Raw genomic sequence first — 17,092 nt, forward strand, 5'->3', positions numbered from 1 at the left:
CGCATCCCTTTTACTCACTGTGAGTATATGTCGGGCGCATAGTTATACTCGTTTGGAGTATATGTCAATTGCGCGACAGGGGCAGTCTGGGGCTGGAGAGCGCGTGCTCTTCGAGAATGGCTCGGCGGTAGCGATAGAGCTTGGCGGGGCGACCGCCGGTCTCGCTCGACATGGCTCCGGTTTCCTCGATCAGTTCCTGCTGGTCGATGAGGCGGCGGAAATTCGGCTTGTGGAGCGCGAGTCCAGCAAGCGCCTCGACGGTGTGCTGCAAATGGGAGAGCGTGAAGCTCTCGGACATCAGCTCGAAAACGACGGGGCGGTATTTGATCTTGGCGCGTAGCCGTGTGATAGCGGTCGCCAGAATGCGGCGGTGGTCGGCGAACATGGACCTGCCGGAAGGCAGGCCGGCATCGCCACCCGCTTCCGCAACGAGACCGGCCTCATACATCAACTCGTATCGCTGCAGCGCCAATTCCTCGTTCCATGCCGCGCCGTTGAGGCCCAGCGACAGATCGACGCGCTTCTGGCGGTGATCGCGCCGCATCGGGTCAGATGCCGCCCATTCGTTCAGCGCCTGGGTGATTCCGGCAAGCGCTTCCGGTCTTCCTTCGCGGTGATCTTCCCAGGGAAAATATTCATACCAGCCGTGCCAGCCGGGCGCGCCGGCGCCGGGAGCTGCCTGTTCGCGCACCAGCCCGAGATAGCTGATCGAGATGGTCCGCCGCGCCTTGTCCATGGGCGAGCGGTCGCGGTCGGCGAAGGTGTAGAGCTGTTCCAGATAGCCGAGCGGATGGCCGGTCTGTTCGTTCACCCATTCGCGAAGACCGGCTTGCAGGCTGCGGTGCTCCAGCTCGAACGGTCCGGAGGGCAGGGCCTCTCCCTTGCTCACCGTCATCACCCTCGGCTCGTCGTTGGTGACGGCTGTCAGCACGGCGATCAGTTCGGCATGGGCAAGCGCATCGTTCAAGGGCAGCCGGTCCTCTGGCAAATTTCACATGTTCGGCAATGGCTGCACGAGTAGCAGAGAATCCGCGCGGAGAAACGGAAATATTGCGTCGCTCCATTGCGCAGACGCAAACGCGCGCCGCGAAGGGGGCCGCGGCGCGCGTTTTCAAATCAGGCTTTGAGTCTCAGGCGCTCTTGCGCATCTTCGGGGTCTCGACAACGGGTTCCGCCTGCTGGCGCGATTCATCGCTCGGCGGCGCGCCATCGAGGTCCCTGACCCTGGCAGCCAGCTCCTCAGAACCATTGCTGGCACCCTGATCGCCGGAAGCTACGCCACCCTGATGATAGGCGGCTTCGGCTGTGCCCCATTCCTCGGCGGCCTGCTGCCAATGGCGATCATGGTGACCATCGGGGCGGCCTTCCTTTTCCCAGATCTGATAGGCGCGCTCGCGTATGTAGTCTTCCCTGCTTCTCTGCTCCATGGTCTTCTCCCGGATTGTAACGACAAGCGCATCAGGCGCTCCAAGCAAGAACGAATGGCGCGCGCGTTTGTTCATCTGCCGATCGGAAAATTAGCGAAGCGGGCTCTGCGCGCCATCGACATAGATGAGCGAGCCCGTGACATGCCGCGCGGCATCTGAAGCCAGGAAGGTGATGACGCTTGCGACATCCGACGCCTTGCCGGACTTGCCCCCTGTCAGTGGAATGTCGCCTTCAGGAAACTCGACCGGCACCTCGACGCTTTCCGTGTCACGCCGCACTGTGTTGTTCTCTATGGCGGTTTCAATCGCACCGGGGCAGACGGCATTGATGCGGATGTGGTCGCCGGCAAGCTCGACGGCGAGTTGCTGGACCATGGCCACCTGCGCCGCCTCGGTTGCGGAATAGGCGCTGGCACCGGCCGAGGTGAAGGTCCGTGTCCCGTTGATCGAGGATACGACGACGATAGCGCTCTTCCCGGATTTCTTCAGATAAGGAACGGCATGGTGGATGGTCAGATAGCTGCCGCGCAGGTTAACCGCGATGGTCTTGTCCCACTCTTCGGGTTGCAGCTCGGCAATCGGGGCCCAGACGCCATTGATCCCGGCATTGACGACGGCGACATGTAGCCCGTCGCGCTCGGCAAATGCCTTGATGGCGGTCGACATCGCCTCGGCATTGGATACGTCCGCGACAAGAACTTCGGCTGCGCCACCGAGTTGTTCCACCTCTTCGGCGACCTTGCGCAGTTCAACTTCCGCATGGCCTAGCAACCCGATCGTGTCACCCTGCCGGGCAAACGCCATCGCGGTGGCCCGGCCGATGCCGGAGCCTGCGCCTGTGACGAGGATGCGTCGTGAGGGACGATAATCGGTCATGCGGCTGCCTTCCTTTCGGGTCGGGGTCGCGCCTTCTCGACGCGGCACCCTAACACGAGGGGAAGCGGCTTGTTCCCGCCGACATCAGGCCTTGCGCGAAAAGACGAGAACGCTTTGCCCCGAGCTCTCGGTTTCGCCCGCGTCGCTGATCTCCACCTCCTCGGCCGATGAGAAGGCAAACTGCCAATTCCAGCCTTCCGGCAGTCGAATGGGCGTCGCTTCACCTGCATTCAAGACGAGAAGAAGCTCCTCTGCAGCGCCGTACTCGCCCGGCGCATCCTTGAGATGCATCATCAGCACCCGCATGTCTCCATCGCTCCATGCGCCCTCGTCCATGGTGGAGCCGTCCGGCTTCAGCCAGGAAACATAGGGTGCCGGCGGATCGCCGGGCTCGCCTTTCAGGAAGCGTTCCGAGCGCAGAAGCGGCTGCGACTTGCGAAACGCGATCGCGGCGCGGCAGAAGTCGAGGAACGGGTCTTTGCGTCCCTCCCACGATATCCAGCCGATCTCGTTGTCCTGGCAGTAGGAATTGTTGTTGCCATGCTGTGTGTTGCCGAGTTCGTCGCCGCCGAGCAGCATGGGGACGCCCTGGCTGAAGAAGAGTGTGGCGATCATGGCTCGTCGCCGGCGGGCGCGGGCGGTCAACACGGTTTCGTCGTCCGTCTCGCCTTCGATGCCCATATTGTCCGACTGGTTGCCGTCATGGCCATCGCGGTTCTCCTCGCCATTGGCCTCGTTATGCTTGTCGTTGAACGATGTCACATCGGCGAGCACGAAACCGTCATGGGCACTCAGCAGATTGACCGAGGTGGTCGCACTACGGCCGGAATGGTCGAACTGCACCGGCGAGCCGGTCAGGCGTTCGGCGAGCGGTGCGACAAGACCAGTGTCCTTGCGCCAGAAGCGGCGGACATCGTCACGGAACTTGTCGTTCCATTCGCGGAAGGGAAAGGGGAAGCCGCCGACCTGATAGCCGTCCATCCCGACATCCCAGGGTTCGGCAATCAGCTTGACGCCCGCCAGGATCGGATCCTGCCGGATCGCATCGAAAAAGCCGCCATCGCGGTCGAAGCGCAGGTCTTCGCGGCCGAGCGTGGAGGCGAGATCGAAGCGGAAACCGTCCACATGCATGACGCCCACCCAGTAGCGCAGGCTGTCGAGCACCATGCGCATGACCATGGGATGCGCGACATTGAGCGTATTGCCCGTGCCGGTCGTGTCGAAAGTGTGGCGCAGCTCGTCCGGCGACTGGATATAGTAGCTGAGATTGTCGATCCCGCGGAAGCTGAGCGTCGGCCCGCGCTCGGAGCCTTCGGCCGTGTGGTTGTAGACGACGTCCATGATGACCTCGATGCCGACGCTGTGGAAGGCCTTCACCATCGTCTTGAACTCGGCGATTTTCTCGCCCGAGAGATAGCGCGATTGCGGGGCGAAGAAGCCGAGAGACTGGTATCCCCAGAAGTTTCGGAGGCCCTTTTCGACGAGATAGCGGTCGTCGAGGAAATATTGCACGGGCAGTAGCTCGATCGCACTGACGCCGAGCTTCGTCAGATGGTCGAGGATCGGTTCACTGCACATGCCGAGAAAGGTCCCGCGCAGCTCGTGCGGTACATCGGGATGCTGCATGGTCAGCCCGCGCACATGCGCTTCGTAGACGATCGTATCGGTCCACGGACGGCGGATCGCTTCGTCGCCGTTCCAGTCGAAATCCGGGTTCTGCACGACACCCTTCGGCATGAAGATGGCGCTGTCGCGCTCATCGAAGGAAAGGTCTCCTTCCTCCGCACCAATCTTGTAGCCGTAAAGGCTGTCGTCCCATGAGAGATCGCCGACGATCTGCTTGGCATAGGGGTCGAGCAGCAGCTTGTTCGGGTTGAAGCGATGGCCGTTTTTCGGATCGTAAGGCCCGTGGACGCGATAGCCATAGACTGTGCCGGGCTGCAGGCCGGCAACATAGCCGGACCAGATATCCCCTTCGCGCTTGGGCAGGGCCAGACGCTGCGTCTCCTCTTTGCCGTCAGGCGAGAAGAGGCACAGTTCTACCGCTTCCGCATGGGCGGAAAACAGCGCGAAATGTGTTCCCTCGCCAATGAATTCCGCGCCAAGTTCGGGTTTCAGGAAATCGAGTTCGGAAAACGAATAGCTCATGAAAATGCCTCGGGAGGAAAGGGAAGGGGCCGCGGCTGCAACGCCACAGCTTCCAAATGGTTCCGGCAAAACGCACCGGAACCCGCGCCGCGTCCGCGTGTTCGACCCTCCAGTCAAACCGGGAATTCAACCCGGCATATCGAGACGAGGAGAGTTTGCATGGCAGGTGGAGCGGGGACATTTTCGGGCTGGGGGCCGCAATGGCTGGACGACAATCGGGTTCTTTTTCGCCTCTGGGCACCGGAGGTGGAGGTGCTGGAATTGGTGACCAGTGGCGCGTGCATTCCGATGAACGCGGTCGGCGAGGGCTGGCTGGAGGCGGAGGTCTCCGGGCTGCAGGACGGCGCGCGATATACGTTTCGCCTACCGGATGGCTCGGAGGTCATTGATCCCGCCGCGCATTTCCAGCCGGAGGGACTGATAGCCCCGTCGATGCTGGTCGACCATAGGCGCTATCGCTGGCAGGCCGAAGACTGGACCTGCTTCCCCTGGGAGGAGGCTGTCATCAGCGAAATCCATATCGGAACGTTCACAAAGGAAGGCACGTTTGCCGCCGCCATCGAACGTCTTCCGCATCTGGCCGAGACGGGCATCAACGCGCTGGAGATCCTGCCGGTCGCGCATTTTCCGGGCGCGCGGGGCTGGGGCTACGATGGCGTGCTGCATTACGCGCCGCATTGCGCCTACGGGTCCCCGGACGACGTGAAGGACTTTGTCGACGCGGCGCATGCACACGGCATCGCTGTCTATCTCGACGTCGTCTACAACCATTTCGGCTCCGAGGAGAATTATCTGCCGCGCTATGCGCCCGACTTCTTCCACACCGAGCGCGCGACCCCGTGGGGCGTTGCTCTCGATTTCACCCGCCAGCCGGTCCGGCGCTACTTCATCGATAATGCGCTCCATTGGCTGGAGCACTACCGCTTCGATGGGCTCCGCCTTGATGCCACGCACGAAATTTACGATGCCTCTGAAGAGCATGTGCTGGTGGAAATCGTGCGCGAGGTGCGTGCGCGCTTTCCCGATCGCCGCATACACCTCATTGCCGAAGGCCAGCGCCATCGCTGGGGCATGGTCGGCTATCGCGCCGGCCGACCGCTGCTTTATGATGCCGGCTGGAACGATCATTTCCATCAGGCACTGAATGTCATCGTGACCGGCGAAACCGGCGGCTACTATGCCGATTTCGCGACAGAACCCGAAAAGGGGCTGGCGCTTGCCATGGAGGGTCGGCGGCCGGAGGCGCGCAGCCCGCGTGAAATGGTGAGCGAGGCGGAATATGCCGAGGCGCACTGGCCGCCACAGGCCTTCATGAATTTCCTGCAGAACCACGATCAGGTCGGCAATCGCGCCTTCGGCGACCGTCTGTGGACGCGGATCGATCCGTCGCTTGCCCGCATTCTGACGGCGCTCCTGATCCTGTCGCCACAAATTCCGATGCTCTTCATGGGCGACGAATATGGCGAGACGAACCCCTTCATGTTTTTTGCCGACTACACGGGAGAAATCGGCGAAGCGGTGCGCAAGGGGCGGCGAAACGAGGCGGTCAATTTCAGTTCGATCGCTGCGGATGACGTGGATACGGCCTTGCCCGATCCTCTGTCGGTTTCCACGTTTTTGCGGAGCAAGCTGGACTGGGATCATGCGGGATCCGCCGAAGCCCGGGAGCGTCTGGCACTCCACCGGCAACTGATCGCGCTGCGGCGCAAGCACATCATTCCGCTTCTGGCTGCGGGTGAGCCGGTCAGCGCCAATGTAATCGAAGCGGAGGACGGCAGTCTCGCCATCGACTGGCAGTTCGCCCAGGCGAAGCTGCAGCTTCGTGTGAAGTTGAAATCGGCTCATCGAAACCTGCCGGCGGCGACGGGGAGCGTGGTCTGGCTGGAAAGGTCTGCTACTTCACCGGACGGCCCTGAAATCCTTGTTGCCATTGCGCCGGCGGAGGAACGGGCCGAATAGGAGGGGCATTGTAGGGGCGGATCGTCAGGCCTGTAAACCGAGCCAGCGCCGACGCGACGCCTCCAGATGCCGGCACATCGCTGCCTGTGCCTGCAGCGGATCGCGCTGGCTCAGCGCGTCGAGAATGGCCTGATGTTCCTGAAGCGCCTCTGACCAGGTGCCCGAGGTGGCAGAGCGATGCTGCAGCCGCGCGGCGAGCGGACCGTGACGCTCCTCGAAGAGATCGGCGACAATCTTGGCAATGACCGAATTGCCGGTCTGATGCGCGATCAGCAGGTGGAAAGCCTTGTCTTCGGCCAGCGGGTCGCGCCCTACCGCAACAGCGTGCGCCATGTCGTGGAGAATGTCTTTCAGCGCTGCGAATGCCGTATCTGTCATGCGGCCAGCGGCAAGAATGATCGCGCTTCCCTCGACCATGGATCGCGCCTGCATCAGTTCCGACGGGCTTTCGCCCAGGGCGTGCGCTACATCCGAAACGCGCGGAACTTCCGCCGCGAGATAGATGCCGGAGCCGCCCCTGATTTCGACTGTCCCCTCGATCTCCAGCGCGATCAGCGCTTCACGCAAGGATGGTCGCGACACACCCAGTTCCTGCGCCAGATCACGCTCGCTGGGCAGTCGCGCGCCTTTGATGAGACCTTTGGACTGGACCGAGGCCCGGATCTGATCGGCCACCTGCTGGTAAAGCCGCCGCGGTTCATCATTCCTGTTCATGGGGTCCGTTTCGACGGTTGTGACCTCAATTGGTCGGGCCAATTCGCAAAATTTTTGTCGGTTCTGAACGCAATTCGTTGCCTGTCCGGCCCATATTGCAGCGATCCACTCCAATATCAACCGATTTCGGGATAGGCACCCTCTTCCCGACATAAATTGGCTTGACCAATTTTGTCGTGATGCCTATTCCTCTTCCTGAATGCCAGCGGAGTCTGGTTCTTTTGTCATGGGAGCGATGAGAATGGTGCGGATCATGAGCCGAGATGCGCAGCGGACATCTGCGCGGAGACAGGCCTGACCATGCGGGTCGATTCTCACCAGCATTTCTGGCTCATGGAGCGCCGCGAAGGGCAATGGCCCCCGCCGGAGCTGGCGGCCATCCGGCACGACTTTCTTCCGGGCGACATCAAGGCACATCTCAGCCGTGCGGGTATCGCTGGGACGGTTGTCGTCCAGTCCCTGCCGGAACTCGACGATACGATGTTTCTGCTCGATCTCGCCGGCCGCAACGATTTCATCCTGGGAGTCGTGGGCTGGGTAGATATGAAGGCCGCGAATGCACCGGACAGGATCGCAACGCTGGCCGCGCATCCCAAGCTCAAGGGCATCCGGCCGATGCTGCAGGGAATAGAGGATGTCGACTGGATCGACGATCCGGTCCTTGCGCCTGCCGTTGCCGCCATGATTGAGCGCGACCTTGCCTTCGATGGTCTGATCCTGCCGCGCCACATGGCGCCGCTGACGCGCTTTGCCGAGCGCTATCCGGATTTGCGGGTCGTGGTGGACCATGGCGCGAAGCCTCTGATCGCCGAAGGAAAATTTGTCGAGTGGCGACAGCGGCTCGCGGCGCTTGCCGCGCTGCCGAACGTCTCATGCAAGCTCTCCGGCCTGCTGGTCGAGGCCGGCAACCAGCGTCCCGAGGCGGTGCGTCCCTATGCCGAAACGATCCTCGAACTCTTCGGCGAAAGGCGGGTCATGTGGGGCAGCGACTGGCCGGTTGTCAAACTTGTGAGCGACTACCAGAGCTGGCTCGATCAATGCCTGGATATAGTGCCCGCCGAGCACCATGACGCCGTCTTTGGCGGCAATGCCATCGACTTCTACCGCCTCAAGCCCAGCCGCTGAACCTGTCGGAAAGCGAAACGGAAAGAAACACATGCAGTCCAACGCTCAAGATGGCGAAAACCCGATCCTGCAATTCGGCACGAGCCGGTTTCTGCTGGCGCACGCCGATCTGTTCATCTCACAGGCGCTGGCAGCCGGCGAGGCACTTGGTAGAGTGACGCTGGTCCAGACCACCGGAAGCGAGGAAAGCGCGAAACGCGTGGCGGCTCTCGCTTCGGGTGCCTCCTATCCGGTCCGCGTGCGTGGTCTCGCCGGCGGGAAGGTCGTGGACGAGGAACTGCAGGGCAATGCCATCGGCAAGGCGCTCTTTGCCGGGAGTGACTGGCCGGCGGTGCGCCGTGCGGCGCTTGCAGCCCAAGTCATCATCTCCAACACGGGTGATCGCGGCTTCGCGCTCGATCCGCTGGACACGCGCGAGAGCATTGCCGACAGAGGCACGGCACCTCGCAGCTTCCCGGCCAAAATCGCGGTGCTCCTGCTGGAACGCTCGGAGGCGAACCCGCAACAGTCGATTTCGCTTTTCCCCTGCGAGCTTATCGAGAAGAACGGCGAGCGCCTGCGCGAGATCGTGACCGGGCTCGCCCGCGAGTGGGGCTTCCCGGAAGGATTCTTCGCGTATCTCGACAGACATTGCCGCTTCGCTAACAGCCTGGTCGATCGCATCGTCTCGGAACCGATCGAGCCGGTCGGAGCGGTTGCCGAGCCCTATGCACTCTGGGCGGTGGGCGAGCAGGACGGACTTGTCCTACCGTGCACGCACCCTGCCATTGTCGTGACTTGCGACCTTCAGCGCTATGAAACGCTCAAGCTCCATATCCTCAATCTCGGCCACACATTCCTGGCGGACCGGTGGCGGAAAGAGGGAAGGCCGGCGGCAGAAACAGTGCGGGAAATCCTGAGCGATGCCGCAGTGCGTGCCGATCTCGAGGCGGTTTGGCGCGTCGAAGTTCTGCCGGTGATGGCCAAACGCGGTCTCGGGGACGAGGCGCTCGCTTACATGGCTGAGGTTTTGGATCGATTCCTCAATCCCTTCCTCGTGCACCGGCTTTCGGACATCGCAAACAACCATGCCGAAAAGATCAACCGCCGTATCCGTCCCATGGTCGAGGCGGGCCGATCCCTTGGGCTGAGCCAGCCTCACCTCACGGCCATGCTAGACCGTCACAGTGTTTCATAGAAAGACTGCGACAGTCTTTTTCTTTGTTTTCATGCAATTCCGGACGCGAAACCGGTTTTCACTTTCGGCTCGGAATTGCTCAAAAGGAGATGACAATGAGAAAAGCGCTTGCCATCGAAGCGGAGAATTCTGCCCGTTTCCGCATGGTCGAAAGCCAGCCGCTGGGTGCCGGGGAGGTGCGTGTTCGTGTACGCCATGTCGGGCTCTGCGGCAGCGATCTCAATACCTATCGCGGGCTCAATCCGCTGGTCGCCCTGCCGCGTATTCCCGGCCACGAGATCGGCGGCGAGATCCTTGAAGTTGGGGACGGCGTCGGCTCGTTCATGAAGATCGGCGCGCGGGTCATCGTGATGCCCTATACGAATTGCGGGACCTGCAGCTCCTGCCGCAAGGGCCGGCTGAATGCCTGCCGCTACAACCGCACGCTTGGCGTACAGCAGGATGGCGGTCTGGCGGACGATATCGTTCTGCCGGCGGAAAAGCTGATCCTCAACGACACGCTTCAACCCCATCGCCTCGCGCTGGTCGAACCGCTCTCGGTCGGCTTTCATGCCGTCGAACGCGGTCGCATCGAAAAAGGCGACAAGGTCGCCGTCATCGGCTGCGGCATGATCGGCATGGGCGCGCTCATCGGTGCTGTGGCCAAGGGTGCCGAGGTGCTTGCCATCGACATGAGCGAGAAGAAACTGGACATCGCCCGCCGCTTCGGCGCGAGCGTGACCGTCAACGACCGTAACGAAGATGTCGCGGCGCGGGTGGCGGAATGGACCAATGGCGATGGCGTCGATGTGGCCGTCGAGGCTGTCGGTCTGCCGCAGACCTTCGTGCAGGCGATCGATCTCGCCTGCTTTGCCGGTCGCGTCGTCTATATCGGCTATTCGAAGGCGCCGGTGACCTATGACACCAAGTTCTTCAATCTCAAGGAACTTGACATCATGGGTTCGCGCAATGCGACCATGAGCGACTTCAGGACTGTTATCGCGCATCTGGAAAAGATCGGCGATACCGCTGACCTCCTCATCTCGAAGGTCTTTCCCTTCGATGAGGCGGAGGCCGCCTTCCCCTACTGGCAGGAAAGCCCGGACGCGCTGAAGATCGTTATCGAGCGGACATAAGAGCCGAGCTGTCCCCGCTCGTTTCGCTGATTGGTATTCCCGCACCCGACGCGTCGACGGCGGTGTCGGGTCGTCGCATATTTGCCGGCTTCTCCGCCGACAAGATGGTCTTCGAGGATTGCGACTTGACGCAAGTCAAGGCCGGGTGAGGGCCCGGTTCTTAAGTTCGCGATCAATTCGGTTTCTGGAGGGGAAGCATGACCATACTTGCCGTGGCGCTCAATCCGTCTGTCGATGTGTCCAGTGATGCGGGGCGCGTGGTGTCCACTCGAAAGGTCCGCACACATAACCAGCGGCGGCATGCTGGCGGCGGCGGGGTGAATGTCGCGCGCGGGGTCGCCATGCTGGGCGGGCATCCGCAGCTGCTGATGATGTGCGGCGGCGAGACGGGCGCGCTTCTGATCGACGCGCTGGCCGGCACAGGGATAGATGTTTCGACGGTCCGGACTGCCGAGCCGACGCGCCTTGCCTTCATGGTCTATGAGGAGGAAACCGGGCTGGAATACCGTTTCGTTCCGGACGGTCCTGCCGTTACGTCGGAGGAGATCGAAGCGGCCATGGATGTGGTTCGCGCGTTCAAGGGCGACTTTCTGGTTCTCAGCGGCTCGCTGCCACGGGAGGCGCCTGACTACACCTATGCCCGCATGGCAGCTGTCGCGGCCTCGGCGGGCGTCAAGGTCGTGCTGGATACATCCGGCAAGGCGCTTGTGACGACGCTGAAACAGACGAAGGTCTTCCTCGTCAAGCCCAGCCTCAGTGAACTGGAAACGATCGCCGGCAAGAAGCTCGACGAGCGCGGTATCGCCGAAACGGCACGGCTGATCGTGGAGGAAGGCTGGGCGGATTATGTGACAGTCACACTCGGCCGGTCCGGCGCACTTCTGGTTGGTCGCGATATCAGCCTGCGGCTGCCTGCGATCCATGTGCCCGTGCGTTCTGCCGTTGGCGCAGGCGACAGCTTCCTTGCGGCTCTGGTCTGGAAGCTGGAGGAGGGCGCACCGATCGAAGAGGCCTTCCGTTTCGGTCTCGCGGCGGGGGCGGCTGCAGCGTTGACGCCCGGAACCGAACTCTGCCGCCGCGAGGATGTGTTTGCCATCTACGAGGGGCGGTTCGGTGAGCCGGAGAAGGAGCCCGAGGCGTTGGAGCAGTAGGGCTCGAGCGTCTCGGGGCCCGGTTTTACCCGAAATGGCCTCGCCAAAGCTGCGCCGCGCCTTTACGAAGGGGCGAGGCAGCGGGAGGATGATATGGAAAAGAACGAATTCGCCGAATGGTCACGCAGGGCCGCCGACTGGGGTGTGGACTATCGCGCGGGGCTGAACGAGCAACCCGTCCGCGCCCGTACCACACCGGGTGATATCGCCCGCCAGATCGCCGCCGCGCCGCCGCTTTCCGGCGAGAGCATGGAAATGATCTTCGCGGATTTCGAAAACATCGTCATGCCCGGCATGACGCATTGGCAGCACCCGCGCTTCTTCGCCTATTTTCCCGCCAACGCCGCGCCCGTCTCGGTGATTGCCGAATATCTCGTCTCGGCGATCGCCGCGCAATGCATGCTCTGGCAGACCTCGCCGGCGGCGACCGAACTGGAGACGAAGGTGCTCGACTGGCTGCGCCAAGCCATCGGCCTGCCGGAAGGGTTCTGCGGTGTCATCCAGGATTCCGCCTCCTCCGCCACGCTCGCCGCCGTGCTCACCATGCGCGAACGGGCACTTTCGTGGAACGGCAACAAAGCCGGGCTCGCCGCCAATCCGGCGGTACGCGTCTATGCTTCGACGCAAGTCCACACCTCCATTGACCGGGCGATCTGGGTTTCCGGCATCGGCGAGCAAAACCTCGTTCGTATCCCGTCCTCCGGTCCGCTGAAGTCGATGGACGTGGCGGCCCTCGAGGCGGCCATTCTTGCCGACAAGTCGGCAGGCCTGCTGCCGGCCGGCGTGATTGCTTGTACCGGGGGGACCAGCATCGGCGCTTGCGACAACATTGCCGAAGTGGCGCGCGTGGCGCGCGCCCATGGCCTCTACGTCCATGTCGATGCCGCCTGGGCAGGTTCTGCGATGATCTGCGAGGAATTCCGCCCGCTCTGGGCTGGCGTGGAGCAAGCCGATTCCGTCGTCTTCAACCCGCATAAATGGCTCGGCGCGCAGTTCGACTGCTCGGCGCATTTCATTCGAAATCCGACGGATCTGGTGAAGACGCTGGCCATCCAGCCGGAATATCTGAAGACCCATGGCCGCGACGGCATCGTCAATTATTCCGAATGGTCGGTGCCGCTCGGAAGACGCTTCCGGGCGCTGAAGCTCTGGTTCCTGCTGCGCTATCATGGCCTTGAGGGTTTGCGCGCCGTCATCCGCAATCATGTGCGCTGGTCGCAGGGGCTGGCGGAGCGGCTTCGCAAAGAACCGGGTTTCGAGATCGTCACCGAACCGGTCCTGTCGCTCTTCTCCTTCCGCCATACCGGGAGCGCGGATCGCGATGGGCACAATATTGCGCTGGTCAATGCGATCAACGAGGACGGGCGCATCTATCTGACGCAGACGCGCGTGGATGGTGCGATTGCCATCCGCTTCCAGGCAGGTTCGTTCGAGATGACGGAAGCCGACATCGGGATAGCCTTCGAAGCCATCACGGAAATTGCACGGAGACTGTCGAAGCCTGATTAATACGGCTTGCGTGCGGGCGACGGGCGGGCCTAGAACGCGGATATGTCGCGGCGATCCGTCCGCCGTGCTTATCTTGCGTCCTGTTCGACCAGAAGGAATTTGCCCATGCCCGCTCCGAAAAACACCTTCAAGCAGGCGCTCAAGGAAGGGCGGACGCAGATCGGGTTCTGGCAGGCGCTGACCTCGCCGACGGCGGTCGAGATTTCCTCCAAGGTCGGCTTCGACTGGCTGCTGATCGACGGCGAGCATGCGCCGAACGACCTGCCGATGATGATTGCGCAGTTGCGGGCCATGGCGGGTTCCGGGTCTCATCCTATCATCCGCCCGCCGGTCGGCGAGACCTGGATCATCAAGCAATTGCTCGACATCGGCGCACAGACGCTGCTCATCCCCATGTGTGACAGCCGCGAGATGGCGGAGGCCATGGTCAAGGCCATGCGCTATCCGCCGGAAGGCGTTCGCGGCGTCGGCTCGATCCTCGCCCGCGCGTCCGCATACAGCAGCATTCCGGATTATCTCCAGACTGCCAACGACGAAGTCTGCCTTCTTCTGCAGGTGGAAAGCCGCGCGGGCATCGCCGCGCTGGACGACATTGCCGCGACGGACGGCGTTGATGGCGTCTTCATCGGCCCAGCCGATCTCGCCGCGGACATGGGGCATCTCGGCGAGCCGGGACATCCCGACGTGCAGGCCGTCATCGAGGACGCAATTGCGCGCATCCTCTCTCATGGCAAGGCTGCCGGCATCCTGATCGGCGATCTGGCGCTGACGAAACGCTATGTCGACCTCGGCGCGACCTTCGTTGCCATCGGCAATGACGTCACGCTCTTCGCCAATGCCGCGCGCAAGCTGCTCGACGATTATCACAAAACCGAGCCTGCCAGGGCAACGGGCGATGTGCAGGTTTACTGAGGCTCACTGTCTGGCGGTACCCGGCGACATCTGCCTTTGATTTGTGCAGGAAAGGCGGTGCGCAAAGTTCGCGTCATCCGGACAGACGTGGAGCGCCTGACTTAATGCTCTGTATTTCAGCAAAAGCGGATTTTTTCGCCATTCCGTACCTTTTTAGAATGTTCAGGCCTCACTCCGACACCTGAAACCTGCTAATCCGACGCGTCTTCTTGGTTGCGGCGGTTTTCCTTCATGTCGATCTTTCAGCGGCTCAATCCCTCGCTTGCTCCGACCAGTCTGCGCGAGCGCGGCCGTGCCGCCGGGGGCGCGTTGCTGGGGATCGCGCTGACGGGGCTCGTCAGCACGCTGGCGCTCGGCAATAACGGTCTCGCCGCGCCGCTGCTTGTCGCCCCGATGGGCGCGTCCGCCGTGCTCCTCTTTGCCGCCCCCGCCAGCCCGCTTGCCCAGCCCTGGTCGATCCTGGGCGGCAATGTCGTGGCGGCGCTGATTGGCGTGACTTGCGCGCTGTTCATCCCCCAGCCGCTGCTCGCCGCAGCGCTTGCGGTCGGTCTCGCAATCGCTGCCATGCTGGTGCTCAACTGCCTGCATCCGCCGAGCGGCGCCGTGGCGCTGACCGCCGTACTCGGCGGTTCGGCGGTGCACGCCAGCGGCTACTGGTTCGTGCTGACTCCGGTGGCGCTCAATTCCGTCCTGCTGCTGGCGCTGGCGCTCGCCTATAACAACCTGACCGGCCACCGTTATCCGCATCTGCCGCACAAGACGCCCGCCATCGGTGGCGGCGCTGAAAAGGCCGACCCGATCGAGGCGGATATCGAGGAGGCGCTCGAGCAATTCGGCGAGGTGGTCGATGTCAGCCCCGACACGATGGCCGCACTCTTCCGTCGGACGCAGCTGGCGGCGCACGAGCGCCACCATCACCACCCGCTGACGGGCGAGATCATGTCTCGCAACCTGCTCACCGTGCGCGCCGACGATCGCCTGCGGACCGCGTGGCGGCTCTTCTCCATTCATCACGTCAAGGCGTTGCCGGTGGTCGATAGCGATGGCCGGCTCGTCGGCATGATTTCGCAGGCCGATTTCCTCTCGAATTCGGTTCTTTCGGATGATGGCAACCTGCATCTCGGCTTCCGCCGCCGCGTGCTCGCCAAGCTCAGCCGGCAGCGCGTGCCGCGGGCCGTCGGCGATATCATGGACCGCCGGATCCAACCGACGAGGCCTGAAACTTCGGCCTTCGCGCTGGTCATGCGGATGGTGGATGAGGGGCTCCACACGATCCCGGTGGTGAATCACTCCGACCGCCTTGTTGGCGTTGTCAGTCAGGGCGATCTTCTGGCCGCGCTCTTCCGGGCTGATCTCGATATGGCCGGTGAGCCTTTCCCGCACGCAGCAGGCATATAGATGAGGCGTGTACTGTCGATGCCGGCAATGTTTTTCCTGGGTACTCTGTCTTATCCGATAGGCCATTCCGCCTGATGCGCTGGTCAGCTCCGTTTCCTCGGGAAACCGACCACCCGCTGGATTCCGGTCTGCAATGGCGGACCGGGTTTTGGTTATGGTGAGCGTCGCTCTGGCGGGGGAGGGGCGCTGTTGCTATAGACGCGTTCGGACGAATTGGTTGCAGCGGTTGAGGAGGATTGCGTGCGGATCAGGGTTTCGACGAAAGACACTGCGTGGGTGGAAGGCGAGGTTCGCGCGGTGGAGGGGGAGGCCGATGTCGCCGCCCGTGGGACCGTCACCGAGAACTTCAAGGGTTTCGGCGCCTGCTTCAACGAACTGTCCTGGATCGCGCTGCAGAAGACGGACGCCGCCTCGCGTGAGCATCTCCTGCATGAGGTCTTCTCGCCGGAAGGCCTCGACTTCCACTATAATCGCCTGCCCATCGGGGCGAGCGACTTTGCCGAAAGCTGGTACAGCCACAACGAGACCGAGGGCGATTTCGCGATGGAGCAATTCTCCATCGCCCGCGATCATCGCTATCTCCTGCCGTACTATCGCGAGGCCCGCGCCGCGCATGGCCGCGACTTCACGCTCTTTGCCTCGCCCTGGAGCCCGCCGACCTGGCTGAAGGATCACAAGGCCTATAATTATGGCCGGCTCGTCTGGCAGGAAGACCATCGCAAGGCGCACGCGCTCTATCTGTCCAAGTTCGTCGAAGCCTATCGCGATCTCGGCATCCGCATCGACGCCATCCACGTGCAGAACGAGCCGGATTCGGACCAGAAGTTTCCGTCCTGCTGCTGGACAGGCGAGCGCCTTGGCCTTTTCATCCGCGACGATCTCGGCCCGATGTTCGATGCACGCGGCGTCGATGCCGATATCTGGCTCGGGACCATCGAGCGGGCGAGCTTCAATGACTGGGTTGCACCCTCGCTTTACGACCGGCACACCCGCGCGCGTCTCGGCGGCATCGGCTTCCAGTGGGCCGGGAAAGGGGCCGTGCAGCGGACTCATCAGGCCGCACCCGACCTGCCGCTGATCATGACCGAGAACGAATGCGGCGACGGGGCGAATAGCTGGGACTATGCCCACTATGTCTTCGACCTGGCGCAGCATTATCTCGTCAATGGCGTCGAGGCCTATGTGTACTGGAACCTCGTTCTCGAACAGGGCGGCATCAGTACCTGGGGCTGGCAGCAGAATTCCATGTTCTGCGTTGATGTGGAGAAGGGGGCGGTCATCGCCAATCCGGAATATCAGCTGATGCGGCATTTCGCCCGCTATGTTCGCGGCGGTGCCGCTGTGCTGGACGCTGCCGGACGGTGGGCCGCCAATACGGTCCTGTTCCGCAACGCTGACGGCACCGACGTCGCCGTACTACAAAATCCGCTGAACCAGGACGTTGAGGTGCGTGTCGGGATTTCCAACGCGGTCTGGTCCGTGACGCTGCCGTCCAAGTCCTTCGCAACGCTGACCAATCGAGACGGTTGAGAGTGCCGAAGAGCTTCAGGCGCCGCAAGCCGTGGCGACCTGGTGTCGCGC

At 62.5% G+C, this 17,092-nt stretch carries 14 protein-coding genes; 9 read left to right on the forward strand and 5 right to left on the reverse strand.

Annotated features, from left to right (window positions below; genetic code table 11):
• Positions 1-64: 64 nt before the first annotated feature.
• From ABID16_RS15690 to glgX, 4 genes are all read right to left on the reverse strand, one after another.
• The gene (locus tag ABID16_RS15690) at positions 65-967 is read right to left on the reverse strand and encodes an NUDIX hydrolase (RefSeq protein WP_354557295.1); all 903 of its coding nucleotides are present in this window, start codon (positions 965-967) and stop codon (positions 65-67) included.
• Between the two features lie 163 nt (positions 968-1,130).
• Positions 1,131-1,427: a DUF2934 domain-containing protein gene (locus ABID16_RS15695; protein WP_354557296.1), complete on the reverse strand. Its 297-nt coding sequence runs from the start codon at positions 1,425-1,427 to the stop codon at positions 1,131-1,133.
• A 90-nt stretch (positions 1,428-1,517) separates the two neighbouring features.
• The gene (locus ABID16_RS15700; protein WP_354557297.1) at positions 1,518-2,303 is read right to left on the reverse strand and encodes an SDR family oxidoreductase; all 786 of its coding nucleotides are present in this window, start codon (positions 2,301-2,303) and stop codon (positions 1,518-1,520) included.
• A gap of 84 nt (positions 2,304-2,387) precedes the next feature.
• Positions 2,388-4,451, reverse strand: coding sequence for a glycogen debranching protein GlgX (gene glgX, locus ABID16_RS15705; RefSeq protein ID WP_354557298.1), 2,064 nt, complete (start codon positions 4,449-4,451; stop codon positions 2,388-2,390).
• A 159-nt stretch (positions 4,452-4,610) separates the two neighbouring features.
• On the opposite strand from glgX, the gene treZ reads away from it, so the two are divergent.
• Positions 4,611-6,410 (forward strand): malto-oligosyltrehalose trehalohydrolase, encoded by a 1,800-nt coding sequence (gene treZ / locus ABID16_RS15710; protein WP_354557299.1) that lies wholly within the window; start codon positions 4,611-4,613, stop codon positions 6,408-6,410.
• A gap of 24 nt (positions 6,411-6,434) precedes the next feature.
• On the opposite strand, the gene ABID16_RS15715 is transcribed toward treZ, so the two are convergent.
• Complete coding sequence (locus ABID16_RS15715) at positions 6,435-7,124, reverse strand: FadR/GntR family transcriptional regulator (RefSeq protein ID WP_354557300.1); 690 nt, start codon at positions 7,122-7,124, stop codon at positions 6,435-6,437.
• Between the two features lie 300 nt (positions 7,125-7,424).
• Here ABID16_RS15715 and ABID16_RS15720 point away from each other — a divergent pair, with 300 nt between their 5' ends.
• The 8 genes from ABID16_RS15720 to ABID16_RS15755 all read left to right on the forward strand — a co-directional run bounded on the left by ABID16_RS15720 (position 7,425) and on the right by ABID16_RS15755 (position 17,041).
• Complete coding sequence (locus tag ABID16_RS15720) at positions 7,425-8,249, forward strand: amidohydrolase family protein (RefSeq protein WP_354557301.1); 825 nt, start codon at positions 7,425-7,427, stop codon at positions 8,247-8,249.
• Between the two features lie 31 nt (positions 8,250-8,280).
• Positions 8,281-9,426: a mannitol dehydrogenase family protein gene (locus ABID16_RS15725; protein ID WP_354557302.1), complete on the forward strand. Its 1,146-nt coding sequence runs from the start codon at positions 8,281-8,283 to the stop codon at positions 9,424-9,426.
• Between the two features lie 95 nt (positions 9,427-9,521).
• The gene (locus ABID16_RS15730; RefSeq protein ID WP_354557303.1) at positions 9,522-10,541 is read left to right on the forward strand and encodes a zinc-binding alcohol dehydrogenase family protein; all 1,020 of its coding nucleotides are present in this window, start codon (positions 9,522-9,524) and stop codon (positions 10,539-10,541) included.
• 197 nt (positions 10,542-10,738) lie between these two features.
• On the forward strand, positions 10,739-11,692 hold the full coding sequence (locus tag ABID16_RS15735; RefSeq protein ID WP_354557304.1) for a 1-phosphofructokinase family hexose kinase: 954 nt from the start codon (positions 10,739-10,741) through the stop codon (positions 11,690-11,692).
• Positions 11,693-11,785: 93 nt separating this feature from the next.
• Positions 11,786-13,201, forward strand: a complete 1,416-nt coding sequence (locus ABID16_RS15740; RefSeq protein ID WP_354557305.1) for a pyridoxal phosphate-dependent decarboxylase family protein — start codon at positions 11,786-11,788, stop codon at positions 13,199-13,201.
• 105 nt (positions 13,202-13,306) lie between these two features.
• Positions 13,307-14,113 carry a 4-hydroxy-2-oxoheptanedioate aldolase gene (gene hpaI / locus ABID16_RS15745; protein WP_354557306.1) on the forward strand — a complete coding sequence of 269 codons (807 nt, stop codon included), beginning with the start codon at positions 13,307-13,309 and terminating at the stop codon, positions 14,111-14,113.
• Positions 14,114-14,344: 231 nt separating this feature from the next.
• Complete coding sequence (locus ABID16_RS15750) at positions 14,345-15,511, forward strand: HPP family protein (protein ID WP_354557307.1); 1,167 nt, start codon at positions 14,345-14,347, stop codon at positions 15,509-15,511.
• A gap of 240 nt (positions 15,512-15,751) precedes the next feature.
• Complete coding sequence (locus ABID16_RS15755) at positions 15,752-17,041, forward strand: glycoside hydrolase family 30 protein (protein ID WP_354557308.1); 1,290 nt, start codon at positions 15,752-15,754, stop codon at positions 17,039-17,041.
• Positions 17,042-17,092: the final 51 nt, after the last annotated feature.

It is taken from the genome of Limnomicrobium aquaticum, assembly GCF_040545545.1.
GTDB lineage: Bacteria > Pseudomonadota > Alphaproteobacteria > Rhizobiales > Rhizobiaceae > Ensifer_A > Ensifer_A aquaticum.

Excerpts from the sequence above, each read along its gene's own strand:
- treZ (WP_354557299.1), top strand. The coding sequence starts at position 4,611 with ATGGCAGGTGGAGCGGGGACATTTTCGGGCTGGGGGCCGCAATGGCTG.
- ABID16_RS15715 (WP_354557300.1), bottom strand. The coding sequence starts at position 7,124 with ATGAACAGGAATGATGAACCGCGGCGGCTTTACCAGCAGGTGGCCGAT.
- ABID16_RS15725 (WP_354557302.1), top strand. The coding sequence starts at position 8,281 with ATGCAGTCCAACGCTCAAGATGGCGAAAACCCGATCCTGCAATTCGGC.
- ABID16_RS15695 (WP_354557296.1), bottom strand. The coding sequence starts at position 1,427 with ATGGAGCAGAGAAGCAGGGAAGACTACATACGCGAGCGCGCCTATCAG.
- hpaI (WP_354557306.1), top strand. The coding sequence starts at position 13,307 with ATGCCCGCTCCGAAAAACACCTTCAAGCAGGCGCTCAAGGAAGGGCGG.
- ABID16_RS15700 (WP_354557297.1), bottom strand. The coding sequence starts at position 2,303 with ATGACCGATTATCGTCCCTCACGACGCATCCTCGTCACAGGCGCAGGC.
- ABID16_RS15720 (WP_354557301.1), top strand. The coding sequence starts at position 7,425 with ATGCGGGTCGATTCTCACCAGCATTTCTGGCTCATGGAGCGCCGCGAA.
- ABID16_RS15735 (WP_354557304.1), top strand. The coding sequence starts at position 10,739 with ATGACCATACTTGCCGTGGCGCTCAATCCGTCTGTCGATGTGTCCAGT.
- ABID16_RS15730 (WP_354557303.1), top strand. The coding sequence starts at position 9,522 with ATGAGAAAAGCGCTTGCCATCGAAGCGGAGAATTCTGCCCGTTTCCGC.
- ABID16_RS15740 (WP_354557305.1), top strand. The coding sequence starts at position 11,786 with ATGGAAAAGAACGAATTCGCCGAATGGTCACGCAGGGCCGCCGACTGG.
- ABID16_RS15750 (WP_354557307.1), top strand. The coding sequence starts at position 14,345 with ATGTCGATCTTTCAGCGGCTCAATCCCTCGCTTGCTCCGACCAGTCTG.
- glgX (WP_354557298.1), bottom strand. The coding sequence starts at position 4,451 with ATGAGCTATTCGTTTTCCGAACTCGATTTCCTGAAACCCGAACTTGGC.